The organism is Roseiarcus fermentans (assembly GCF_003315135.1).
GTDB classification, from domain to species: Bacteria; Pseudomonadota; Alphaproteobacteria; order Rhizobiales; family Beijerinckiaceae; genus Roseiarcus; species Roseiarcus fermentans.
Genome location: NZ_QNRK01000002.1, coordinates 237284 through 262319 on the forward strand (window position 1 = coordinate 237284; position 25036 = coordinate 262319).

The 25036-nt window shown below is 65.0% G+C and carries 16 protein-coding genes, 1 tRNA gene and 2 pseudogenes; 8 read left to right on the top strand and 11 right to left on the bottom strand.

Translation table 11 applies throughout. The features are described 5' to 3' along the window. The first annotated feature begins 119 nt into the window (after window positions 1-119). Complete coding sequence (gene treF, locus DFR50_RS02865) at window positions 120-1754, top strand: alpha,alpha-trehalase TreF (protein ID WP_113887677.1); 1635 nt, start codon at window positions 120-122, stop codon at window positions 1752-1754. Window positions 1755-1827: 73 nt separating this feature from the next. Here treF and DFR50_RS33275 read toward each other — a convergent pair whose 3' ends face one another. Then, entirely contained in the window at window positions 1828-1953 is a 126-nt protein-coding gene (locus DFR50_RS33275) for a hypothetical protein (protein WP_281015863.1), read from the bottom strand. 1139 nt (window positions 1954-3092) lie between these two features. Here DFR50_RS33275 and DFR50_RS02870 point away from each other — a divergent pair. The 4 genes from DFR50_RS02870 (at window position 3093) to DFR50_RS02885 (ending at window position 7608) form a co-directional block, all read left to right on the top strand. After that, window positions 3093-4631 (top strand): YifB family Mg chelatase-like AAA ATPase, encoded by a 1539-nt coding sequence (locus DFR50_RS02870; RefSeq protein WP_113887678.1) that lies wholly within the window; start codon window positions 3093-3095, stop codon window positions 4629-4631. Window positions 4632-4803: 172 nt separating this feature from the next. Then, window positions 4804-6483 (top strand): ATP-binding protein, encoded by a 1680-nt coding sequence (locus DFR50_RS02875; protein WP_113887679.1) that lies wholly within the window; start codon window positions 4804-4806, stop codon window positions 6481-6483. Window positions 6484-6540: 57 nt separating this feature from the next. After that, complete coding sequence (locus DFR50_RS02880; protein WP_170153024.1) at window positions 6541-7440, top strand: GNAT family N-acetyltransferase; 900 nt, start codon at window positions 6541-6543, stop codon at window positions 7438-7440. A 91-nt stretch (window positions 7441-7531) separates the two neighbouring features. Then, window positions 7532-7608, top strand: a tRNA-Arg gene (locus DFR50_RS02885). Window positions 7609-7685: 77 nt separating this feature from the next. Here DFR50_RS02885 and DFR50_RS02890 read toward each other — a convergent pair. From DFR50_RS02890 to trpS, 5 genes and pseudogenes are all read right to left on the bottom strand, one after another. Then, window positions 7686-9011: a hypothetical protein gene (locus DFR50_RS02890; protein WP_113887681.1), complete on the bottom strand. Its 1326-nt coding sequence runs from the start codon at window positions 9009-9011 to the stop codon at window positions 7686-7688. 9 nt (window positions 9012-9020) lie between these two features. Next, entirely contained in the window at window positions 9021-9764 is a 744-nt protein-coding gene (gene lipB, locus DFR50_RS02895) for a lipoyl(octanoyl) transferase LipB (protein ID WP_113887682.1), read from the bottom strand. A gap of 202 nt (window positions 9765-9966) precedes the next feature. Continuing rightward, a pseudogene (locus DFR50_RS32780) lies at window positions 9967-10196 on the bottom strand (IS256 family transposase); the annotation flags it as partial. Next, a pseudogene (locus DFR50_RS32785) lies at window positions 10166-10319 on the bottom strand (IS256 family transposase); the annotation flags it as partial. The pseudogenes DFR50_RS32780 and DFR50_RS32785, both read right to left, overlap by 31 nt. Window positions 10320-10455: 136 nt before the next feature. Continuing rightward, window positions 10456-11484, bottom strand: a complete 1029-nt coding sequence (gene trpS, locus DFR50_RS02900; RefSeq protein WP_245427268.1) for a tryptophan--tRNA ligase — start codon at window positions 11482-11484, stop codon at window positions 10456-10458. Between the two features lie 718 nt (window positions 11485-12202). On the opposite strand from trpS, the gene DFR50_RS02905 reads away from it, so the two are divergent. Continuing rightward, window positions 12203-12472 (top strand): usg protein, encoded by a 270-nt coding sequence (locus DFR50_RS02905; RefSeq protein WP_113887683.1) that lies wholly within the window; start codon window positions 12203-12205, stop codon window positions 12470-12472. A 53-nt stretch (window positions 12473-12525) separates the two neighbouring features. On the opposite strand, the gene DFR50_RS02910 is transcribed toward DFR50_RS02905, so the two are convergent. Beyond that, window positions 12526-12789, bottom strand: a complete 264-nt coding sequence (locus DFR50_RS02910) for a hypothetical protein (RefSeq protein WP_113887684.1) — start codon at window positions 12787-12789, stop codon at window positions 12526-12528. Window positions 12790-13113: 324 nt separating this feature from the next. Between DFR50_RS02910 and DFR50_RS02915 the strand changes: the two genes are divergently transcribed. Continuing rightward, window positions 13114-14901 carry an ABC transporter ATP-binding protein gene (locus tag DFR50_RS02915; RefSeq protein WP_245427276.1) on the top strand — a complete coding sequence of 596 codons (1788 nt, stop codon included), beginning with the start codon at window positions 13114-13116 and terminating at the stop codon, window positions 14899-14901. Between the two features lie 277 nt (window positions 14902-15178). Next, window positions 15179-18376, top strand: a complete 3198-nt coding sequence (locus tag DFR50_RS02920; RefSeq protein WP_170153025.1) for a methyltransferase domain-containing protein — start codon at window positions 15179-15181, stop codon at window positions 18374-18376. A 287-nt stretch (window positions 18377-18663) separates the two neighbouring features. On the opposite strand, the gene DFR50_RS02925 is transcribed toward DFR50_RS02920, so the two are convergent. From DFR50_RS02925 to DFR50_RS02940, 4 genes are all read right to left on the bottom strand, one after another. Continuing rightward, window positions 18664-19677, bottom strand: coding sequence for a class I SAM-dependent methyltransferase (locus tag DFR50_RS02925; protein ID WP_210208785.1), 1014 nt, complete (start codon window positions 19675-19677; stop codon window positions 18664-18666). 92 nt (window positions 19678-19769) lie between these two features. Continuing rightward, complete coding sequence (locus DFR50_RS02930) at window positions 19770-22082, bottom strand: class I SAM-dependent methyltransferase (protein WP_113887688.1); 2313 nt, start codon at window positions 22080-22082, stop codon at window positions 19770-19772. Between the two features lie 377 nt (window positions 22083-22459). Beyond that, a complete protein-coding gene (locus DFR50_RS02935; protein ID WP_113887689.1) occupies window positions 22460-23668 on the bottom strand; it encodes an AGE family epimerase/isomerase in 1209 nt (402 codons plus the stop codon). Further along, on the bottom strand, window positions 23665-24912 hold the full coding sequence (locus DFR50_RS02940; protein ID WP_113887690.1) for an HAD-IIIA family hydrolase: 1248 nt from the start codon (window positions 24910-24912) through the stop codon (window positions 23665-23667). The genes DFR50_RS02935 and DFR50_RS02940 overlap by 4 nt, the downstream gene beginning before the upstream one ends. Window positions 24913-25036: the final 124 nt, after the last annotated feature.

Below are 25036 nucleotides of genomic sequence, written 5' to 3' on the forward strand. Positions count from 1 at the left end.
GCTATTGGAGCGGCGTTGCGGGGCGTTGCTGGAGACGCCGTCGCCGTGGCGGCGACCCGGACGCCGGCGGAGACAAGGCGCGTCCGGCGGCGACGGGTCGATCAACGAGGAGGCGCCCGATGCGTGTCCGCCGGTTTCCCTCCGCCCGGGCGCTCGCCCTCCTTCTTCTGCTCCTGTCGCCCGAGGCGCGCGCCGACGCGTTCTCGACCGCATGGCCGGCGCCGCCGTCGATCGCCTTCGGCGACCTCTATAGCGCCGTCGAGATGAGCGGCCTGTTCGCGGACCAAAAAACCTTCGCCGACGCGATTCCGAAAGAGCCGCCACACGACATACTGGCGGCCTGGGAACGGGAGAAGGCGCTGCCGGACTTCGATCTGCGCGCCTTCGTCGACCGGCATTTTTCGCCGCCGACCCGCCATCTCGTCGCCTTCACGCCCCGGCCCGACGAAGGCGTGCGCGCCTATATCCGCGACACGTGGGACACGCTGACGCGCACGCCGGATGTCGCCGAGCCGTTCTCCTCGCTGCTGCCCCTGCCCCGCCCTTACGTCGTTCCCGGCGGTCGCTTCAGCGAAATCTACTACTGGGACAGCTACTTCGTCATGCTCGGCCTGATCGAGGACGGGCGGGCCGATCTCGCCCGCGACATGCTCGACAACATCGCCTCGCTGATCGCGCGCTACGGCCACATGCCGAACGGCAACCGCAGCTACTACCTCAGCCGCTCCCAGCCGCCGTTCTTCTCGCTGATGGTCGAGCTTCTCGCCGCGCACGAGGGGGACGCGGTCTTTGTCCGCTATCTGCCGCAACTCCAGGCCGAATACGACTACTGGATGGACGGCGCCGACACGCTCGCGCCCGGTTCGGCCGCCCGCCACGTCGTGCGCCTCGCGGACGGGACGCTGTTCAACCGCTACTGGGACGATCGCGCGGCGCCGCGCGACGAGTCCTATCGCGAGGACGTCGAGACGGCGAAGCGGTCCGGCCGTCCGGCGCAGGACGTCTACCGCGATCTGCGCGCCGGCGCCGAGAGCGGCTGGGATTTCGGCTCGCGCTGGCTCGCCGACGGCCGGACGCTTTCGACCATCCGCACAACCGACATCGTCCCCGTCGATCTCAACGCCGCGATGGGTCATCTGGAAGCGACGCTCGCGACGGCCTGGCGGCTGAAGGGCGACCCCGAGGCGGCGCGGCGGCGGCGGGCCGACGCGGACCAGCGGTCCGAGGCGATCCGGCGGCTGCTCTGGAACGGCCGGGACGGGTTCTTCGCCGACTATCTGTGGCGCGAGGGGCGGCTGAGCGACGCGCTGACCGCGGCGACGGCGGCGCCGCTCGCCTTCCGGATCGCAGCCCCGGAGCAGGCGCACGCGGTGGCGGACACGATCCGGAAGCGCCTTCTCGGCGCGGGCGGCCTCGACACGACTCTGACGGAGACCGGTCAGCAATGGGACCGGCCCAACGGCTGGGCGCCGATCCAATATCTCGCCGTGGAAGGCCTGCGCGTTTACGGCGAACCCGATCTTGCGCGCGAGATCGCGCGGCGCTGGATCGCGACCAATGTCGCAAGCTACGCCGCGCTCGGGGTGCTGGCGGAGAAATACGACGTGGACCGGCCGCCCGCGGCCGGCGCGGCGGTCGGCAGGGGCGGCGAATACGGGCTGCAGGTCGGGTTCGGCTGGACCAACGGCGTTCTCGCCGCGCTCATGGCCGACTATCCGGACCTCGCCGCGGAGGCGGAGCGCAGGAACCCGTGACGGGGGAACTTCGCCGCACGGGCGCGGCCGGCGCCCGACCGTCGGCGGCCCCGCATGGGGGCCGCCGATATGATCAGTGGTGCCAGAACAGCGCCAGCAGGATGATCACCGGGATCGGCACGCCGATCAGCCACAGCAAAGCGCCTCGCCCAAAACCCATGACGTCCTCCTCGACAGACAGTCCCCGACGGACCTGCATGCAAAACGTCTTTCACCCCAAATGGTTCCCGGATTTGCGCCGTCGAACGGGGGCGACCGGCCCGCACGCTGGCGCCGGGCGGCGCCGCCCGTTCTCGATCAGCGGGCAGGCGGACGTCGTTCAGGGCTCGCTGTTGCGGCGGCGGCGATCGGCGGCCTGCGCAGAGCAACTTATTTACTTTTTCAGAAATATCGACTACTGTTCTTCCATAACGGGGCAGCGGAGCGGACCGTCAGCGGAGCGGGGCCGACATTGGACGCAGCCGGGTTCGGGGCGAATTCTTTGGCCGGTGTTAGGATGGAGTTTGTCGCGCCGAAGGCGGCCGGCCGAAGACGGCGGGATGACGTTCCGCCCTGTCGCGCGGAGCGATCCGGAACCGGGGACGCGCCGAACCAGGAATCGCTTCGGCGGCGGCGCCCGGATCGCTTCGCTCGCGGCGTCGGAGCGGGCGCGTCCGTCGCCGGCGGGGATTCCCGCCCGGAACACCCAACCCGCCGTCCTCGCCCTCGCCTCGGTGTCGACGACCGCCCGTCATTCCCAAGGCGCGCCAAGGCTTGAGTTGCAACCGCCCGTAACTCCCAAGGCGGGGTGAAGAACGCCGTCATCGCGAGCGAAGCGAAGCGATCCAGGGCCGCTGGGCCGCTGTTGCTCCCTCTGATCGTCCCGCCACCCTTCGTCGCGAGCAGAAGACGGAGCGATTTTTTCCGCAGTGAGCAACCGGCGGCATGGGTTGCTTCGTCGCTTTGCTCCTCGCAAAGACGGGGTTTGGCGTTGCAACCGCCCGGGAATCTCGCCGTAAGTCATTGATAACGCTCGAAACCGGCCCGGACATGCTGGCCGGAGGGCGCGACGGCGCGCTTCGGGCTCCCGTTGGCGGCGCAGGGCGCTGTCCCTGGGAGGGAATCCCGCCCGGGAATCTCGTCGCAAGATCTTGAGAAAGCTCGAAACCGGCCCGGATATCGCGGAGCGCGAGGGCGCGCTCGGTTGGTGCCGGCCCGCCGGGCAGTCCGGCCTTGCGCCACGGTGTCGCGGCTGGGCTCGATTCCTCGCGCGATGATTGTCCCCATCAACTTCGCGCTTGCCTTCCGCGTCACGTTCTGCAAACGTTCTTTCGAGGCGGGCAATCCCGGGGGCGGGACATGGTGGCGCGCGTATCGACGGTGGCGTTCGAGGGAGTCGAGGCGAGGCCGGTCGATGTCCAGGTGCATGTCGCCTCGGGCAACGTCGTGTTCAACATCGTCGGCCTCGGCGACAAGGCGGTGCGGGAATCGCAGGAGCGCGTCCGCTCCGCCCTGATCGCCTCCGGTCTCGCCCTGCCGGCCAAGCGCATCACCGTCAATCTGGCCCCGGCGGACATGCCGAAAGAGGGCAGCCATTACGACCTGCCGATCGCGCTCGGCGTGATGGCGGCGATCGGGGCCATCCCCATGGATGCGCTCGAGGGCTACGCAGTGATCGGCGAACTGGCGCTCGACGGCGCGGTCAGCGCGGTCGCCGGCGTCCTGCCGGCCGCCATCGCCGCCAATGCCGCCGGCAAGGGGCTGATCTGCCCGGCGTCCTGCGGTCCGGAGGCGGCGTGGGCCTCGGCCGACCTCGACATCCTGGCGCCGCGCTCGCTGATCCAGCTCGCCAACCACTTCAAGGGCACGCAGGTGTTGTCGCGGCCCGAGCCCGCCGTGCGCGCGCCGGGCGGCCCACACCCGGACCTGCGCGACATCAAGGGGCAGGAAAGCGCCAAGCGCGCCCTCGAGGTCGCGGCGGCCGGCGGCCACAACCTCTTGATGAGCGGCGCGCCGGGAGCCGGCAAGTCGATGCTGGCGCAGCGCCTGCCCTCGATCCTGCCGCCGCTCACCCCCCGCGAACTGCTCGAAGTGTCGATGATCCATTCGATCGCCGGCGCGCTCGCCGGCGGGGCGCTGACCGATCGGCGGCCGTTCCGGAGCCCGCATCACTCCGCCTCCATGCCGGCGCTGGTCGGCGGCGGCGTCCACGCCAAGCCCGGCGAGATCTCGCTCGCCCACAACGGCGTGCTGTTTCTCGACGAGCTTCCGGAGTTCCAGGCCCAGGTCCTGGACTCGCTCCGCCAGCCGATCGAGACCGGCGAGGTCGCGATCGCCCGCGCCAACCACCGCGTGGTCTATCCGGCCCGTTTCCAGCTCGTCGCGGCGATGAATCCCTGCCGCTGCGGCTCGGCCAACGAGCCGGGCTACGCCTGCAAGCGCGCGCCCAACGAGCGCTGCGTGGCGCAATATCTCGGGCGCCTGTCGGGGCCGCTGCTCGACCGGTTCGACCTCGTCGTCGACGTGCCCTCGGTGTCGGCCGCGGACCTGATGCGGCCGCCGCCGCGCGAAGGCTCGGCCGAGGTTCTGGCCCGGGTCGTCGCGGCGCGGGCGCTCCAGATCCGGCGCTACGCGGAGCTGGGGCTCGACCGCGTGACGTGCAACGCCGCGGCGCCGTCGAGCCTCGTCGAAGAGATCGCCGGCGCCGACGAGTCCGGGCTGCGCCTGCTGCGCGACGCTGCCGAGCGCCTGAGGCTTTCCGCGCGGGGTTTTCACCGCGTGCTGAAGCTCGCGCGCACGCTCGCCGATCTCGACGGCGGCGGGCCGGTCCGCCGCGCCCACCTAGCGGAGGCCCTGTCCTACCGCGGCGCCGCCGACCGCGCCGCGGCGGCCGCCTGACCGGAGTCGGGTCAGGTTGGAGATGACGTCGCAGGGCGTTGAAATCTTGAAACACCGGGTTGGAACGGGCGCGCTCCGCGCCGCCCCTCGAAAGGTTTCAACCTCACACGATCCGGGAAGGGAATCTCAACGGCGCTGCGCGAGGCTCGGCGTCTCGACAGGCGAGGCCTCGATGGATATCGGCGCGGTCAATACGGTTTTCGCTCAGATCGGCGCCGTCGCGTTGCTGGCGGCGTCGCTGTGCAAGCGCGCGCGAACCAGGACGGAAGAGCACGCCCGCCGCGGCGGGCGCGACCGATCCGCGAGCCTGGACGAGGCGCGCTTTCTCGCCACCCTGAGCCACGAGATGCGCACGCCGCTCGCGGGCATTCTCGGGATGGCGGATCTCTTGCGTCTCGCGGGCCTCAGCCCTGAGCATACGTGCTACGTCGAGGCCATCCGCCGCTCGGGCGCAGCTCTGATCGCCCTGATCGACGAGACCCTCGATCGCTCCCGCATCGAAGCGGGCCGGCTCGCGCTGGTGGCGGACGCCGTCGATCTTGCTCGCCTCGTGGAGGACGTGGTCGAACTGCTGGCGCCCTGCGCCCAGGGCAAGGGCCTGGAGATCGCCGCCTCGATCGGCGCCGACGCGCCGAAGGTCGTGCGCGCCGACGCCATGCGCTTGCGGCAGGTTCTGCTGAACCTCGCCGGCAACGCGGTCAAGTTCACCGAGCGCGGCGGGGTCTGCGTCGCCGTCGAGCGCGGCGAGGGCGATGCGCTGCGTCTTGCGGTGATCGACACCGGCCCCGGCGTGCCGCCGGACCGGCGCGAGGCGATCTTCGAGGACTACCAGCAGGGGGACGGCTCGTCCGGCCGGCGTCTCGAAGGCGCCGGCCTCGGGCTGCCGATTTCCCGCCGGCTCGTCGCGCTCATGGGCGGGACGCTGTCGCTTTCGGACACGCCGGGCGGCGGGTCGACCTTCGCCTTCACGATTTCCGCGCCGGCCTGCGAAGGCGCGGCTCCCGACCCGAATCCGGGCCTCCCTCCCGGCGCCCGGGCCGTGATCGTCGCCAATTCACCGTTCGAAGCGCCGGCCATCGCCCTTCGTCTCGCCGAGATCGGCGTGACGGTCGCGCGCGCCGAGGGGCTGGCGTCCGGATTGGCCGCGCTCGCGGGGCGCGACCGCCCGGACGTCGTGATTGTCGATTGCGCCCTCGGTCCCGAGGCGACCGGCCGCCTCGCGGAGGCCGCGCGAGAGGCGGGGGCGCTCAAGACCCTGGCGCTGTTCTCGCCGTTCGAACGACGGGCGTTCGGCCAGAGGTCGCTCGACGGATTCGACGGCTGGCTGGTGAAGCCGGTGCGGGCCCGTTCGCTCTATGAACGGCTCGCGGCTGAGGTTCCGGCAGCGCCGCAGCGCGCGCGGCGCGCCGCGCCGGACGACCCCCCGCCGCGCCGGGCGCTCGTCGCCGAGGACGCCGACATCAACGCGCTGATCGCCGAAAAGGCCTTGCGCCGTCTCGGTTTCGAGCCGGTTCGGGCGAGAGACGGCGTGGAGGCGGTTCGTCTGGCGTCGCCCCGAGGCCAGGGCGCGCCGCCGCCCTTCGACCTGATCCTGATGGATCTCAGGATGCCCCGCATCGACGGCTTCGAGGCGGCGCGTCGCTTGCGTCGCTGGGAGCGGCAGGCGGGCGCGCGGCCGACGCCGATCGTCGCCCTCTCCGCCGACCGCTTCGCCAGGGACCTTGGGCGCGCCCAGGAGCATTTCGACGCCCTGCTGACGAAACCGTTCGATGTCGAGGATCTCGCCAACGCGGTCGATCGCCTTTGCCGTCAGGGCCGGACGGCGGCGGGGGGGCTTTCCAAAGCGTCATAAAAGCTTCGGGCGAACATGGTTCTCCTTTGGATCGTGCATGATGGTGGAGACGCCGGGGTGGCGACGACGATTGGATCGAAGGCGGGGGCGAACGGCGCCGTGCGACCCTTGCTGCAAATATTTTCGCGCAGCTTCGACCTCGGCGGATTGGGACCGTCGCTCGCCCAATCCGGTCCGCTCGAGGCGCGTCTCGCCACGGTCAGGGCCGATGTGCGCAAGGCGCAGACACTTCGTTATCGCGTGTTCTTCGAAGAGGGCGGCGCGACGCCGGATACGACGTCGCGGCTCATTCGCCGCGACGTCTGCCGGTTCGACCGGGTCAGCGATCATCTCGTGGTGGTGGACAGAGCCGCTCCCGACCGGGACGGCTCGCCACGAATCGTCGGCGTCTATCGCCTGCTGCGCCAGGAGGTGGCGGAACGGAATTTCGGCTTTTACAGCGCCTGCGAATTCGATGTCGACCCCCTGATCGCCCGACGACCGGCCACGCGCTTTCTCGAGCTTGGTCGCGCCTGCATCGCTCCGACCCATCGCGGCAAGCACGTCCTCGAACTGCTTTGGCGCGGCCTCTGGGCCTATGCGCGTCACCATCGGATCGACGCCATGATCGGATGCGCGAGCCTGCCGGGCGCCGACGTCTCGGTCCACGCGCCGGCCATTCGCGCGCTGTGCGACCGCGGCGAAGCGTCCTGGCATGTCGCGCCGCGCGCCGACCTGGCCCGACTCTCGAGCGAGACCGACAGCGTCCCGCCCGCCGAACCGCGCACGCTGCTTCGGGTCCTGCCGCCGCTGGTCAAGGGCTACTGGCGGTTGGGCGCGACCTTCAGCCCGACTCCGGTCGCCGACCGCGCCTTCAACACGACCGACCTGTTCGTGGTGATGCCGCTTGCCGACATCGAGGACCGCTATCTCGACTATTTCGGCGTGCAGGCGATTTCGTCGCCGCTCGCCGCGTGAGAAGGGCGCAAGAAGGCCGCCGTTTGGGATTCCCATCGCCGATGAATTCGGCTATGGAGGGAGCGTGGGCGGCCCGGGCCGCCCACGCAATGCGCCCGTAGCTCAGCTGGATAGAGCGTTGCCCTCCGAAGGCAAAGGTCACAGATTCGAATTCTGTCGGGCGCGCCATTCCTTCTCAGATGATCATCGGCGTTTTCCGCGCTGAAGGAGCGCGCCGATCCCGCGTCGCCCGGCAACCGAAGCGGTCAGCCGCGCTCGCCTCCCGCATTCGACACCACGGAGCGCCTCGCTGCCGTCGGTCCCGCTTCGCCCGCCTCCAGCCTGCGCAGGTGCCGGTCGACGCCGAAGTCGGCGGCGACGCGGTTCGCCTCGTGCGCCGGGTCGATTCCGTAGCGGCGCAGGTAGGCGTAGAACGCGCCGCCGCCCAGGTCGACTTTGCGCGCGTGGCGGACCGCGACCGACCCGACCACGCCGACGCTGCCGGGGCCGAACGCCGCCCGGACCGCCGGCCCGAGCAGCAGGTCGGTCCCCCAGCCGCTGACCGTTTCGGAAAACGTCCAGCCCGCCGCCTCGAGCGCGCGGCGGCTCATGATCGGCGCCATGATCTCGACCGACGACACCCGAAACATCGCCTGCGGCGCCTCGGGCCGCTTGAGGAATCCGAAGGCCGATTCGGAATCGGCGGTCAGGGCGGGCTGAGCGAGGTCGAGCCGGCTGCCCTCGAAGGCGGAGAACAGCGCGTCGATGTCGGACGCGCTCGTCTCCACGTCGTCGTCGAGGAAGAGGACCGCGCGGTGGCCGAGCAGGAGGTCGGGTCGCTCCGCGAGCAGGCGGCGAATCGCGGTCGTCTTGGTTCCCGTCTGGACGACCACTGTCTCCGCGCGCGCGTCGGTCTCGGCCTCCTCGAAATAGTTGAGCAACGCGTCGAAGCCGCGCGGGCCCTCGAGCCAGGGCGGATCGAAGTCGCGCCCGCATTGCACGAACACCAGCCGATCGCGCCCGCCGGCGGCGGCCTGCCGTTCGATGCGCAGGCGCGAGGCGGCGTAGAACCGTTGCTGGCGCGCGAACAATTCCTCGCGGCAGAGCGGCGGATCCATGTCGCCGTCGTGCGGCTTGGGATCGAACACGCGCATCGCGGCTTCCTCGATCGACCGTCCCCGGCCGCGGATCGCGTCGCGCACAAAGGCCATGTCGATATCGGCTCTCGGGCGTCGTCCGCTCGCGAGGCCGATCTCGAGGAAATGCAGGAAGGGGTGCGGGTGGGTCACGCGCCAGTCCGGGTTTTCGGCCACGTACCAGGCGGGGTCGAATTGCGGCGATGGCGGAAGCGGTTCGACCGATGTCCGCGCCAGATAATGGTCGAGCAGGCCGCCGACCCGGGCGCCGAGGCCCGCGCGCTCGCGGTAGAAGCGCGGGTCGAAGAAGCCATTCGGCCGAAAACCCATCGCCTCGCCGGCGAGGGCGTAGTGGAGCGGCGCGAGGGCGGCCGCGCGCTCGCTGCCGAAGCGGCGGCGGGCGTAGGCGCGAGGCCAGAAGGCCCGGCGGGCGAGGGGCGAACCGAACAGGGCCATCGCGACGGCTCAGGCCGGGACCGTGGCCGGCGCCAGGATCGCCGTCGCGCCAAAAATCCGCTCGAACGAAGCGCGAAGGGCTGCGTCCACGTCCGCCATCGACGCGGCGCGGCCAAGGTCGGCGAGGCTCGTCACCCCGTAGTGTTGGGCGGCGATCCCGCACGGGACGATGCCGGAGAAATGGGAGAGGTCGGGCGCGACGTTCAACGCGACGCCGTGAAACGTCGCCCAGCGCCGGATTCTCACGCCGATCGCGGCGATCTTGTCCTCGGCCGTCGATCCGTCCGCAGCGCGCGGCCTGTCGGGTCGGGCGACCCACACGCCGACGCGATCCTCGCGGGTCTCGCCCTCGACGCCGAAGGCGGCGAGCGCCCCGATCAGCCAGCTCTCGAGTGCGACCACATAGGCGCGCACATCTGGCCGCCGCCGCCTGAGGTCGAGCATGGCATAGGCCACGCGTTGCCCAGGCCCATGATAGGTGAACTGCCCGCCGCGGCCGGCGCGAAAGACGGGAAAGCGCGGATCGAGCAGGTCGGCCTCCCTGGCGCTGGTTCCCGCAGTGTAGAGCGGCGGATGCTCGAGGAGCCAGACGCGCTCGTCGGCTTCCCCCGCCGCGATCGCCTCGGCCCGCGCCTCCATAGCGGCGAGCGCCTCCGGGTAGCCGGTCAGGCCCGGCGAGACGAGCCATTCGACCGGCGGGGCGCCGGGAGCGGCTAGGAAAGGCGGGCGGGGGGCGAGGCGGGAGGTCTGCATGCGCCGTCACTCCTATCAGGACGGGGGCCACACGCGGAAGCCGGGATCGTGTTCCAGGGCTTGGTGTAGCTCGGATGGTAGCTAGCCGCAGAGATTTCCGGTCCGGGCCGGATTGGTCCGACGACCTTGGCCGGCAATCCGACGATCGCATCCCCGCGAAAGGCGGCCAAATGGTCTCCAGCGTCACGTAGGGGGCGCGCTCGTCCATGAAGCCGACGAGCTTGGGGAGTTTCGGCCGAAGCTGGTCTGCGCCCCTGCGCCTTGGCGGCCTGGGGGCTGTCCTGTTCGAAGGCGGTCGTCGTGAAGGCATGGACGACGCGCGGCCGCTCTTGCCGGCGTGGGCCAGCGCGTTGCGCAGGTGTGGACGCGGCGACGCCGCCAGGCGGCGTTCATCGGCTTGCTGACGGAGGCCTTGATGCGCTCGTGGGCTTCGGGATGCGCAGCTCGACCGTGCCGGCGCGTCTCCCAGTCCGGGTCGCGACAGCCGGTGCGCCGGACGAGCCGGTCGGCGGACTTGTCGCCGAAAGCCGCGCCCGTCTCCGCGCCGACCTCCAGCATTGGTTACGAGCGGGCCGCGCATCTCGACGGGCGACGCGGCCAGATAGGGCGTGTACATAACGTGGATCAGCGACGCGCAGCCGCCTGGGGCAATCGTCCAGGCCGCCTTATTTTTGATGTTCATCGGCTCGCCTCAGAATGAAAACAGGCCCAAGGCGTCGCGGACCTCGGTGTGGGTTGCTGTCGTGACATCGCGGGCATGGGAAGTCCCACTTCGCAGGATCTCCAACACGTAGCCGCGATCCCGTTCCAGCGTCATGCGGCGTTCGCGAATTGGCCCGATGATCTCGCACAGCACGGTCGCGAGACGGCGTTTCACCGTCATGTCGCCGAGGCCGCCACGGATATAACGAGCCTTGAAATCGGCCACCGCTTCACGGTCGCTGTCGAACGCGTCGAGGTAAGTGAACACCACGTTTCCTTCGACCCGACCCGGATCGCTGGTCCGAATATGATCCGGATCGGTGTACATTCGAAGCACTGCGTCCGTAATCTCCGCATCAGTTGCAGATAAAGAAATCGTGTTTCCTTGAGACTTGCTCATCTTGGCCCGACCATCCAACCCTGGCAGCCGACCCATGGCCGGGATCAAGGCGCGCGCCTCGACCAAAAGACCGCGCCCGACCTGCCGATTGATGCGGCGGACAATCTCGTTTGTCTGTTCGATCATCGGAGCCTGGTCCTCTCCGACCGGCACGACCGTCGCCCTGAAGGCGGTAATATCGGCGGCCTGCGCCGCCGGATAGCATAGAAACCCCGCCGGAATGTCACGACCGAAGCTACGGGCCTGGATTTCGTCCTTGATCGTCGGGTTCCTTTCCAGACGCGCGACCGTGACGAAGTTCAGGTAAAGCATCGTCAACTCGGCCAGCGCCGGCAGCGCCGATTGGACGCAGATGGTCGTGGCGTTCGGATCAATCCCGGCGGCGAGATAATCCAGCGCGACCTCCATCACGTTGCTACGCACCTTGGCCGGGTCATGAGCATTGTCGGTGAGAGCTTGCGCGTCGGCAAGTAGAAGGTATTGGCGATGGCTATGCTGGAGCGCAACGCGATTGCGGAGCGATCCGACATAGTGGCCGAGATGAAGCGGGCCCGTTGTGCGATCGCCAGTCAAAATGACAGGGCGCTCATCGTTTGGAGGCGTTGCGTGCATGGACATGGCTCTCCTTGAAGGAGCCGCCGCAATGTCAGACGTTCAGATAGACCCTGCCTGCCAAAGTCGGCGGCGTTGGTCGTTGTATGACGACGACAGGCCGCTCCTCAGAAGGAGCGCCACCAGCAGGTAAGGGTGGGGAAAGCGAGCGAAGCCATCGCCCTATCTTTACATTGGCGGCCCGCGAAAGCAAGGCGGCTTGCCACCGGCGGCTGAACAAGGACCATGGTCGTCGATCCATTTGGAATTGCGACGGAAGCGCCGCGGGCGTCGGTCCGAAGCGCCGCTCTCATCGCCGAGCCCACTGCGGCGCCGCCGGGCCGCGGTTGCCACGACCCTCGCCCTTGGACACGTCATCGACCGGATCGAACTGCGTGCCCCCGCCTGTCGCTGACCGCGAACGGCGCCCTGGACGCCTCACTGACAACTGCCGATCCCGTCGCTGCGAGGGGCAACCCATGCCGCGCAGCGTCCTGCGGAGCGGATCGCCCCGCCTACGGTTCGCAACGCCGCCGCGGAGGACGGCGAGCGCGATCCGCAGCGCCGCGCCCCGTCGCCACGCCGAAAGCCGCAAGCAACCCGTCGAGGCGGACCGGCCGAACAATCAGCACTCGTCCCTCGATGCTGCCAACATCATGATATGGCACACAATTTGCGGAACTCGCTCTTGCCGATCGGCGTTGACTGTGGCGCCATCGCTCCGTTCAACCTTTGGAGACACCGTATGGTGAGCCTGGAGTTCCGCCGTCAGCTCGAAGGGTTCGGTCTGACGACCGCCAATATCCTCTACCGCCTGCCCGACCATCCCGGAATTCTGCAAACCTTCATCTGGCAGCAGCACGATCTGCATCCGCATTTCCCGGAGTTGAAGAAATTCCTCGACTTCTGGACGCGGGAGCTCGACGGACTGCTCCATTCCGTCACGGTTGCGCACGCCCGGCTCATCCGGCCGGCGGAGTTACGCTCCGTGGACGCGGAGTTCCGCCTGCACTGACTTTGGGCGCCCGGACGCCCTGCGGGGCGGCGGGCGCCCCGTTCGATCGAGACTCAGGCGGGGAACGCCCCGACGGTCACGCCGCACGCCTCGAGAAATTTGCGCACCTCGATCACCTCGGCTCTCGACAGCGTGTGATTGGCGAGGTGTAGCGTCGTCTCCTTGCCGTGCAACTTGACCCCAACACGGTTCTTGGTGCGGACGTCCGTCTCGGCGCCGAGGCCATTGAACACCGCTGACACGTCTTTCATCTCGAGGTTGGCGTTGACCGGATGGGCGAAGATCGCATGCAGGATTTTGCGCTGGTGGTGGTTCATGGGGCCCGCTCCTTCGAAGGTCTTTCCGGAACGAAAGGTCAGTCTGCAGCCGAACGCCGCGGCTTTGTTTGACGGCCGTCAAATCGTCGTCGCCGGGCGTCCCTTCGGCCGCGATCTCCGAACCGGCCTGCCGAGCCGTTGGCGGGATCGGCCGGATCGACAGAGCCGCGGCGAGTGTCCTTGGTCTCGTTTGTCTTGACCGAGGCGGCAATTTCCTGTTTGCGGGCGAGATGCTAAGAACCCCGCGTTCGGCTGCGGAGAGGCGCCCGCCCGGTTTACTGGACGCCTCGTCAATCGCCCCGCGCCGGCGAAGGAGAACTCTTGGTGTTTTGGCGCGCGCTTCGCGATCGCATGGCTTCGTTTCTCGACGCCTCCTCCAACGCCACCGTGCGCCGGCTGCTGTCGGACCAGGGCGCCAAGCACTGGAAAGGCTACGCTTTCGCCTTCGCCATGATGGGCCTGATCGCCGCGACCACGTCGCTGTCGGCGTGGATCATCGGCAAGATCGTCGACAAGATTTTCGTCGCCCACAAGCTCGCGGCGGTCTGGGAGATCACCGCGGCCATTGTCGCGATTTACGTCGTCAAGGGGTTCGCCACCTACGGGCAGCAGGTTTCGCTGTCGCGGATCGCCAACAGCATCGTCGCCGACGTCCAGACGCGCATCTTCGACAAGATGCTACGCATGAAGGTCTCCTATTACAGCCGGTCGCATTCGTCGGAATTCATCGCGCGGCAGGCGTTCATCGCCCAGTCGGCGAGCGGTGTCCTCAACCTTCTGATCACCACCTTCTCCCGCGACGCGCTGACCATCGTCGGCCTCGTGATCGTGATGGTGTCACAGGACCCGCTCTTGTCGCTGCTCGCCTTGATGTTCGTGCCGATCGCCGCGGTCGGCGTGCGCCAGATCGGCCAGCGCGTGCGCAAGATCATGGCGACCGAGTTCCAGGGCGCGATGCAGATGATGGAGTCGCTGCAGGAGACGGCGCAGGGCGTGCGCATCGTCAAGGCGTTCACCCTCGAAGACTTCATGCGCCAGCGCCAGGGCGCCGCGATCCGGGGCTTCCAAACGGCGGCCAACAAGCTCGCCTCAGTCAGCTCGCGCACGAGCCCGATCATGGAGAGCCTCGGCGGCTTCGCCATCGCCGCCGTCGTGCTCTACAGCGGCTACACCGTCATTCTGCGCGGCAACCAGCCCGGCAGCCTGTTCTCGTTCATCACCTCGGTCATCATGCTGTACGAGCCGATGAAGCGGGTCGCGCGCTTCCACGTCGATCTGTCCTCCTCGCTGTTCGGCGTCAGCATGCTGTACGACTTTCTCGACGCGCCCGAATTCGAGGAGGATCCGCCAGGCGCGGACGACCTCGTGGTCACGGCCGGCCGGATCGAGTTCCGCGACGTGGTTTTCGGCTATCGTCCGGAAGAGCGGGTTCTCCATTCCGTCAGCCTCGTCGCCGAAGCGGGCAAGACGACGGCGCTCGTTGGACGCTCTGGCGGCGGCAAATCGACGGTGATGAGCCTCATCTTGCGGCTCTACGACGTCGAATCCGGCCAGATCCTGTGCGACGGCGTCGACATCGCGACGGTGACGCGCGACTCGGTGCGCCGGCAGATCGGTTATGTCGCGCAGGAGAACTTCCTGTTCAAGGGCTCGGTGCGGGACAACATCGCCATGGGACGGCCGGGGGCGAGCGACGAGGAGATCGTCGCCGCCGCCAAGGCCGCCTACGCCCACGATTTCATCATGGATTTCGAGCGCGGCTACGACACGCCCTGCGGCGAGCACGGGATGCAACTGTCAGGCGGCCAGCGCCAGCGCATCGCGATCGCCCGCGCCTTCCTCAAGGACGCCCCGATCATCCTGCTCGACGAAGCGACCTCGGCGCTCGATTCCGAATCCGAGCAGGCGATCCAGAAGGCGCTGCAAACCTTGTGCGAGGGCCGCACCACCCTGGTCATCGCGCACCGCTTGTCGACAGTCGCCCAGGCCGACGAGATTTGCGTCATCGACCACGGCCAGATCGTCGAGCGGGGCCGTCACCGCGAATTGCTGGCCAAGGGCCATACCTACAGTCTGATTGCGCGGACCCAATTTCCGAGGGACGCAGCGTAAAAAGAGCAGTGAGACCGCGCTCCGGAATGCGGATTCGGGCCACGAACGCTCAGCCATTGAGGAGCGCCCAAGTGGCCCAAATGAAAGGGTGATGTTACGGATCAACGGCGCACGGACGGTGTCCTTCGCCGGGTTAGTAGCGCGGTGTGAGCGTAGCCCACGTAGATCGTGGCTCTTGGGTCGCCTGAACCAGCCCCCGCACCTTAAGCGTGGACAGACAGCCGAAGTTCAATTACGGACTGGCCACAACAAAGGTGCATTTGCCGGAGAGAGTCCATTGGGCGAGATCTATAAGATGCAGAAGGCCGACGAGAAGCTCCGCTTCACTGGCGAGCGCGTGACTTTCGACACAGAGGGTCAGGCTGTCTATGAGCATCTTCATCGGTACTTTTTCGCGCGTGAGATTTGTCGTGGCCTCGACGTCCTTGATGTCGCTTCTGGAGAGGGTTACGGAGGAGCCTATCTCGCTCAAACCGCCCGCTCGGTCGTAGGCGTCGACATCTCCGCGGAATCCGTTACGCACGCGGACGAGTGCTACGCGACCTCCAATCTCCGCTATGAGGTTGGAAATGCGACGAGCCTTAATTTTGCGGACGCGTCGTTCGATGCGGTCGTCTCGTTCGAGACGATTGAGCACCTCGACGATCAAAAGGCATTCCTGAAGGAAATTCGCCGAGTCCTCCGTCCGAAGGGCCTGCTAATTGTCAGTTCGCCGAACAGAGACTTGTACTCGCCCGTCGATACGCCGCCAAATCCTTTCCACGTCCGCGAACTGACGCGCGATGAACTTCTCGCTGCGCTCGGCGCCGAGTTCCGCTTCTGCATGACCTTCGCTCAGCGGCCCCTGACGGGAACGCTTCTCATCGCTGAGAGTGGGACCGAGAAGGACCACGTCGCCCACTTTAGAACGTTCGAAAGGCGCGGCCAAGCTCACTTCGAGTCATCGGAGGGTCTGGCGCGGCCTCTTTACTTTCTCGTTGTCGCATCAAACAGTAGCCAGGTGCCGCTGTTCAGCAGCGTGTACATCGAAACCGGAGACGTCGACGCCTCAATCCGGTATCGAGGGATCGTCGACGAACTGCGGAGCACGAGCAACGCCGCGGTGCAGCAGGCCCGAGAGGCGGCAGCGAATTCGGAGGCCGAGGCGGAGCGGTTACGAGGCAGACTCGCGAGCGCGATCGAACTTGGAAGAAAGTCGGAGCAAAACGCTGCCCAAAACGCGTGGCTGCATACGCAGATTAGGCTGCTCAGCGACGAGCGCGACAATGTCGCCCGAGAGCTTTCGAAGGCATATCGCCGACCTTGGCGACCGGCAAAGTATTTGATTTACCACTACGTTCTGCGCGCGCTCAGCGCCGCAAGCGGCCCGTTTTCGCGAGAGATGGCGGCGCGGCTCAAACGATCCGCGCAGAAGCGAAGCCCCACGCGGTTCGACAGGAGCGGCCCTGGAGAAGTCGATGTGTCCGCGCCTGTGGGCCCGCTGCCCGTGATGCCGATCGTACGCGGCGGCAGGATCCTCACGCAGGACGATGCGCGGCTGATCACTCGCGCGGACGTAGATGAAGTCAGTTTGCCCACGCACGAAACACCGCTCGTTTCGGTCATAATCCCGAGCTACGGCAAGGCATGGCTGACCTTGCAGTGCCTTCGGTCGATCGCCGACAATCCGCCGTCGACATCTTTTGAAGTCATTGTCGTCGACGATGCTTCGGGAGATCCCGACATCGAACTGCTGCGCTTGGTCAAAGGGCTCCGGCTCGAAATCAATACGAGCAACCTCGGCTTTCTGAGGTCCTGCAACCGCGCCGCCGAGGAGGCCAGAGGCGACTACCTCTTCCTCTTGAACAACGACACTCTCGTGTGTACTGACTGGCTAGAACCCCTGCTGGCCGTTTTCCAAGCATTTCCCGATGCCGGGCTCGCCGGCTCCAAGCTGCTCTTTCCCGACGGGTCTCTTCAGGAAGCAGGCGGGATCGTCTGGAACGACGGCTCTGCGTGGAACTACGGGCGCTCGGACGACCCGGCGAAGCCTGAATACAACTACGTTCGGCAGGCGGATTACATTTCCGGTTGCGCGATTCTGGTGCCCCGGCCGCTTTGGCGCGAACTCCACGGATTCGACGAACATTTCGTCCCTGGGTATTGCGAGGACACCGATCTGGCGTTCCGCATCCGGGCGGCCGGCAAGACCGTGTACTACTGCCCCTTCTCGGTTGTCGTGCATCTGGAGGGCGCGTCGCACGGGAGGGACCTCACGTCCGGAATCAAGGCCTATCAAGTCGTCAATACGAAGAAGTTGTTCGAACGGTGGCGAGAAACGCTGACGGCGGAACACTGGCCCAATGGCTCGCACATCATGCGCGCCCGAGATCGGAGCCGGAACCGGAAGATCGCGCTGATCGTCGACCATTACGTCCCCGAACCGGACCAGGACGCCGGATCGCGCGCGATGATGGCGGTGATCCGAGCGCTGCTGGATTGGGGTTATGTCTTGAAATTCTGGCCTGACAATCTGAACTACAGCGCCGAATACACGCCGCTCCTCCAAGGCCTCGGCATCGAGACGCTGTACGGACACTACCGGTCGTTCGGCGACTGGATTCGGGAGAACGGCGAAGAGATTGCGCTCGCCGTCCTCAGTCGGCCAGATGTGGCCGCACGTTATGTTCCCGAGCTGCGTGCTCATTCCGACGCGACAATTGCATACTACGGTCACGACCTGCATTTCAGACGATTGGGCATGGAAGCAGAAGCGAAAGGCGATTCCGAACTCGCCGCCAAAGCCGCCGATATGGAGGCGCTGGAACGCTCGATCTGGCGCGCGGCCGACATCGTTATCTACCTGTCCGAGGAGGAGGCTGCGGTCGCGCATCAGGAAAACGCTCGGGCGGCGGCAATCGTCCCCTACGCCTACGATGATTTCGCCAATGCGCGCGTCCCACCGCAGGACCGCGAGATCATCTTCGTCGCCGGGTTCGGCCATACGCCGAACGCCGACGCCGCCGTATGGCTCGTCAATGAGATATTGCCGAAGATTGTCGATAAGGTTCCCGATGCGCGGCTGGCGATTGTCGGGTCCAATCCGACCGAGGCCGTGCGGGCGCTGGCGAGCGACCGTGTCGAGGTTACAGGGCAGGTGAGCGAGGAGGAGCTCCGCGCCCGCTACGCCAGCGCGCGCCTTGCGCTGGTGCCTCTGTGTACGGGCGCCGGTGTCAAGTCCAAGGTGGTCGAGGCGCTCCGTGAAGGCTTGCCCCTCGTGACGACCAGCGTCGGGGTGCAAGGGCTGCCGGGCGTTGAGCATATCGTCGTCGTGGCAGATGACGCTCAGCGCTTGGCCGACGCAGGAGTGGAGTTGCTTCGCGACAATTCGCTTTGGGCGCAAGTGTCTCGCCAGCAGATTGAGTATGCTCGCGAAAACTTCTCTCTTGACGCTTTTAGTCGTTCTCTCGAAAAAGCGCTTGGCAGATCGATATAAAGGTTTTCATCACACGTGCTGCTACAAACTTGGCATAAGTCGCGCCACAAGAAAAGAGAAAGCTCAAACACAGATTTAAGACTTGCTGCCGGCTATACATAATACGACGCCGCTGGTGCTCTTTAGAGTCTGGGCTGGAGAGTCTAGGCTAGCGGTCCTTGATTCTCGGCCGGCATTTCTCCGCTAAAGGCGGACAAAGAGCAAGTGAAGATGTCCTATCCCGTGTATCGTTGGGAGTCGAAAGAAAGCGAACAGATCGAGTCGGCCCCAACGAAGGTCACCATTCCTTATGCGTAATATTTCACCCATTCAGGGTCTTTAAGACGAACAGCTGTCGATGCTCTACGATTACGGTAAAATTTCTCTGGCCAACCTTCTTCCGCACTTTTCGTGAAATAAGCCAACATCAGGGTGGGCCTGATGCATCCTGCATCCAAGAGTATATCATTCAAACGGCTCAGAAATTTTATCCACTCGACGTCTTCTGACTTGCTCACGTCGTAGGCGCGCCCATAGCCGCGATCAACGATCAGGTCGACGAAGCCGCCACAGCCAAGAAACTTGTACGGGTGGAAGCGCTCAAGTATGAGCGGGAGTACGTCCTGTGCGCGAATCCCCTCGAAGCCGTCGCTGGAGCAATCGTGGTCTGTGAACGTGTCATCGAGGCGCTTGAGTTGGGCGTGCCATTTTTCGCTATCGCTAAGCATAGGCCAAAACGCTTTGATGATGGCGGCGGTCTCGGGCCAGCGCATATGACCATTCCGGCCAATCATGTCGTTTGTTGCAAATATCCCCCGATCCCTAAGATGAGATTTCAAATAATCAAATATTTTCTCAAGCTCAACAATATGGTGCAAAGAATGGTTGGCCATGATCATGTCGAACCTGCGATCCGGCAGACTCAAATTCAAATCGACTTCGATTGTTTCAATATATTTGCCGAGGTTCTTTAAGTCTGCTTTTTTACGCAAGCGATCTAAGAGTATCGGAGACAAATCAGCGCATGTCATAACAAATTTACTTTCGCCTTTGCTGAGTAGATATTCTACTATATCAAGTTCCACGCCCCCGTCTCCGCACCCTATGCTCAGAATCCTACCCGTATTGTTCATTAATCTACTAATAAATGCCGTATTCTTCTTTGTTTCCAGGTACGCCTTGGCGTAGAATTCAGGGATAGTCGTAACCCCGAAAACCTCAACCAGCCCGGGATTGATGAAGCCGTGCGACCATATGTGAAACGCTTCTGGGAGGTCGTGGATGTTGTCACAATTGGCGTACTGTTCGATTTGTTGCTTCACGCGATCTTCGTACGACACCGAGCTCATTGACTTTTCCCTTCTGCTGTGACGGCCGTTTCAGGATAGCAAGCCGATCGAGCGGCAGACGCGCGTTATGATGGCTGCGGTAGGCGACGTGTCGCTTTCTTCAGGGTTTTTAGTTCAGCGATCACTGTTTCTAGCACAAGCTCCTCGGGGCCAACAGATAGCAGGTCAAAATTGTTCATCAGATCGAAAAATGTTAGACGTGAGATCGTTTCGGTCGAGTTGAATCTGGGCGTGACGGGTGCCCGAATCCTCTTCCACACGACGGTCTGCGCATTACCCGCCTCAACAATTGTCTTGAATGACAAAGTCGGCATGAAATCGTGGATGAACGCGATGACCTTGAAAACGTCTCCGTGCCAGGCGGGTCCGCTGCCGCCGTTCATCTCTCGGAACTTAATTGCCTCACCGTGATCTCTGAGGGAACTGAAGACATCGGACGGCAACACGTCATCGATCAGAATTACGGAGTTTGTATGCGTCATCGTCAGTACGGACATCAAGTCTCTTAAAGTCTGTTCATACGTGTGCAAGCCATCCAGAAAAACCAGATCGTAGACCCTCTTGTCGCCCTCCATTGAAAAAAACTCATCGCTGATGACAGGGAAAAAATCGATGCTCTTTTCGGCGAATTCTTTAGGATCGAACCTAAAATTGGGATCGACTCCAGTCTTTCGTTCTACGTTTACTCGGAAAAATGTTTCACCTCTTTCCACCCCAACTTCCAGATAGGTCGTTGCCTTAAGACCCGAAGCAAGCGTGTTAAGTCTCCTGGCCGTGTGCGTTAAATTTGGCATATTTTCTCCTGACTCGACACCATGAGGCGCGGGGCCGGTATTAAGGAGGTCTCGTCCAGCAAGTCTTTGAATCGAACGGCGCAACGGCCTCGTCGCGCGACGAATGGACACAGCGGCTCCATTCAGTTTTCGTCCGAGCGGAGTCGCGAGCGAACTCTTTGGCTTCCCCTTTTGCATCTCGCGCTCAGTACTCCCGCGAGGCTCCGGAAGCGGCTCTCGCATTCTTTCAAAATATGCAGCGGCAAATACGGCAAGTTCATCAAGTTTACGAAAATTGTAATTCTCGTGAAGAAGCGCTCGCTCCAGCTCGCTTGGGGGGCTTTCGCGTGTCTCGCTCACGTCTTCTATAAAGTCTTCCGGGATGTAGACAGGAGGAACGCCATCCTCGACTTGGCTCGCCACCCAAGGCGCAGGATTCAGCGCCAACGTTCGCGGGTTGGAGTGAACCAATCCCGGCACGCGGTGGAACCAGCCTAGCTTGTGCTGCACTGTGCCGTGATGGGAAAAATAGGCAGGAACGTATCGGCCACAAGCAACGCTGCTCCGGATGTCCAGTCCGGCAGTGACGAGGATTTTCTCTTCTATGCGAGGGACATCAGACAAGGCGTCCACTATCGATCTACCCAGCGCCAGATCGCCCTCCACCAGGCGCCTGTACTCGTCGCGGCTATAACTCGCATTTTCAAGAAAATCTGCGGGCAGAGAGTGCCCATCGAAGAAGAAGCTGGCGTCTGGGAGCGCGCGCAGTACCTCGCGGACAATTCCGACCACAGCCGGCACAAAATTCGTCGCCGTCCGATTGCGGGAGCGCAACGAGACGGCGTACGGCCTGCGAGCCTTACAAAAGGCCAGAGCCGTTGGATCGTTTCGCTCTGCGAACTCCTCACATAGCGTCTCAAGTTCGGCACGTATTTCTGAAGTCACGAGTGTGTTGCCGACAGCCACGAAGCGGGTGTGCGTTTGATTAAGCTTTTCAAGCTCGATATCGCGTACCGTACTGATCCGATCCGTTGACAGTCCGGTCAAAGTTGAAATTTTCCCGATCGGCTCGTGAGTAGCTACAACGACAAAATCTTTCGACTGTGCACCGATACTACGCAGCGCAGAGAGCTGATTCCAAATGAAATGCGCAAAATTCGAATCCCCCGTCAGAACCGTAACAACGTTGTTTGCAGCGGCCCGCGGTTCATACAAATTATGCATGTGCGGACGGAATTTCTCCAGAAGCTGACGGTTGACGCCCCAAACTGGATCGCCAAGATTAAAACAGCATTGGCTGTCAATATCGATCAAACCTGTCAGCGGGAAGCCCAAAGAGAGATTTGTTGCGATGACGGCGTAGTTATCAGATCCTTCTAACCGATACAATACTGATTTATCATCTACAACTATAGCTTCTCTTGCTGTATAACAGCCCAAATTAAATGCACCGTTGCAAATATATTCTGTTTGATAAGGCAGCGGATCCTTACGATTTCCAATGGCACTCCGAGCCGTCATTGCCTCACATAGTTTTTTTACTTTCGGCGGCAGTCCACTGATCGACTGCTGAACCTGGATGATCGAAAGATCATTACAAAACATCTTGAACCTTGGCGATGGAACGTAGGCAGATCTCAACGAGATCCCGACTTCGGCTAGCCTTGCAAGGCTATAAATAAAGGACCAATTAGATCAGCGACAGCGCCATGACAAGGGCGCATTCTGAATTCCGTCGGATCTTTCGTTGGGGCCTCGAGACATGGGTTGTTTGTGTCCTTGTGGTCCAAAAAATAAGGAGGGCGGGGCCTAATTTTTGGTCACCGCTACGACACCCTGCAAGCCGCTGCTATTTCGAGTTCAGACCCATAGACACGCGCGGAAGGCGCGAAAGGCGGCGCAAATCCTGGTTGGACGCCGGGGCTCGCCGCTCACGGCGGAGCCGTCGCCTACGCGCACCCGCCGGGGTGGGGAGGACGCAGTTACCGGGGGTTATCAGTCCGCTCCGCGCTCCCGCGAAACAGGGCGCCTCCCGCTTCCTCCGTATCGATCAGGTCCGCCAGCGCGCAGGTGATGTGGTACATCGAGCTTCCCGGCGCAGGCTCCTCTATCCAGCCGCCGTCGGCCCTGAGCTTGTCGCGCCAGGCCCCGCGCGCCGGCGTGTCGAAATACCGGAGCAGCCCGGCATAGGCGGCGGCGGCCTCGGCGCGCTCGTCGGCTTCGCCGGTGCGGCGGTAGCGGGCGACGGCCGCCTTCAGCCGCTCCGTCTGCGGCCACAGGCGCGCCGCCCGGTTGCGAACCGAGCCGTCGGTCAAAACCTCGTTGATCGTGATTCCTCGTTCCGCATCGATGCCGTGGCGGCGGCCGAAGCGCGCGAGCCGGTCCGAGATCGGCGCCGCATCGGCGACGCCCCACTGCCCCAGTCGTTCGAACAGCCAGGCCCACTCGAAGCAGTGCCCCGGCTCGACGACTCGGCCCTCCTCGCCCGCGACCGGCGTGAGGTCGGCGTCGAAATATTCGAGCAGCGCTCCGGTTTCGCGATGGAGGAACGATCGCCGGCACAAGGCGGCGACGTGCTCCGCGTCGCGCCGCCAACGGGCATCGCCGGTCGCGTCGTAAAGCGCGATGAAGCTCTCCAGGAGATGCATGTGCGGGTTCTGGCGAAAGGGCGGGCAAACCGCGATATCGCCCTCGTGATATCCCCCGTGCGGCAGGCGCCATTGGGCGTCGAGCGCGTCATCGAGCGCCGCCGCCGCTTCGAACAGGTCCGGACGCCCGAGCGCGCGGCCCGCGTGGGCGAGCGCAAGCAACATGAAGGCCTGATCGTACAGGTCCGCCCGGGCGTCGAACACGGCGCCGCGATGGTCGAAGCGGTGAATGTAGAGGCCGTCCGCACGGCGCCCGCGCTCGACGAGGAAGTCGACGTTTGTCTCGACCATCCCCCGCCACGGGCCGCTCCAGCCCAGGCGACCGAGTTCGCAGTAGGAAAAGACGTGGCGCGCCTGAACGAACATCCGATGCGGGCAGGCCTCCTTCTCGCCGTGAATCGACATCCGTTCCGGAAAGAGCGGACCCTCCGGCTCGGCGCGCCAGAGCGGGGCGGCGTCCAGGAACAGCCAGTCTCGCGCATGGGCGGCCAGTTCGTTCAGCGTCGCCGTCGGGCCCGGCTTGGCGGCTCGCGCGGTATTCATCGAACGCTCTCCAGGGTCATGGACGCGCGCCGGAACCCGACCCCGTCAGCGAACCGCGGGACGGATTGCAGGAACGCCAGAAGGTCGCCGCTGCGGAAGAGGGAACCGGGCAGCCCCGCGGCCTCCGCCGCCTCGATGTCGCTCGCCTTGTCCCCGATCAGGAAACTCCCTTCGCGCTCGACCGGCCAGCGATCAAGCAGGTCGACGATCATCCCGGGACTCGGCTTCCGCCAGTCGTGCGCGGCGCGATAGGCCTCGACGCTCCCCTCCGGATGGAAGGGGCAATAGCGCCAGTCGTCGATCGAAGCGCCGATCGACGCCAGTTCCTGCGCCATCCAGCGGTGAAGGGCGACGACGTCGGCCTCGCCGTAGAGCCCGCGGGCGACGCCCGCCTGGTTCGTGACGACAAAGACATAGTAGCCGGCGTCGTTGAGCGCCTTCACCGCCTGCCGGGCGCCGGGAACCCACTCGACCTGTTCCGGCGCGTGGACGTAGCCGTGATCGATGTTGAGAATCCCGTCCCGGTCGAGAAAGGCCGCCGGGCGGCGGCGCGGCAGGAGGTCGCCTTCGACTGCGGGAGCGTCCGGAACGGCGGCGTCGACGTAGAGCCCGGAATAGGCGTAGCCCCGCAACGCGCGGCGCGCCGCCAGCCCGGGCAGGATGTCGTTCTCGAGCGACGAAGCGCCGTCGCACCCCTCGAGCATCCGACGGGTGAAGTAAGATACGCCGCCGTTGACGAGCGCCGACCCAGACCGCTCGTCGGGCGAATGGATCGTCGTCACCAGGCTTCCATCCAGGTCGACTGGACCGTATCGATCCGGGAACGCGGTCGCCCGCAAGGCCAGGGCCGCCCCGACGCGCTCCCGCCGGGCGCGGGCCATGAGGTCGAGCCAGTTGAAGTCGAACCACCCGTCGCCGTTCAACAGCAGGAAGTCGTCGCGCAAACGGTCCCGGGCGCGACCGATCGCTCCGCCCGCGCCCGGCGCGGCCGGCTCCACCGAAAGCTCGACCCGACACGAGAAGCGTTCCTCGAGCCGGCGCTCGGCGACGAAGGCGGCGACGGCCTCGCCGCCGCCCCCTGCGAGCAGCAGAAACTCGTCGAAGCCGCGCCGCCGCGCTTCGAACAACAGCGTTTCGAGCAATGCGCACCCTCCGGCCTCCGCAAGGGGCTTCGGCCCGGCGGTCGCCGTCTCGCCGAGCGCGGCTCCCGGTCCTCCGAGGAGAATGGCGCATTGATTGGGCAAGTCGAATCTCCCAGTGAAATCAGCCGCCTCGAGCCGCCTGCGGCGGCGAACGGCGTTCGGTCCCGTCCAAAGGTCGGGTCAGGCGCCGCTCGTACGCGGCGTCGGCCCCGCCGCGCAATCTCTG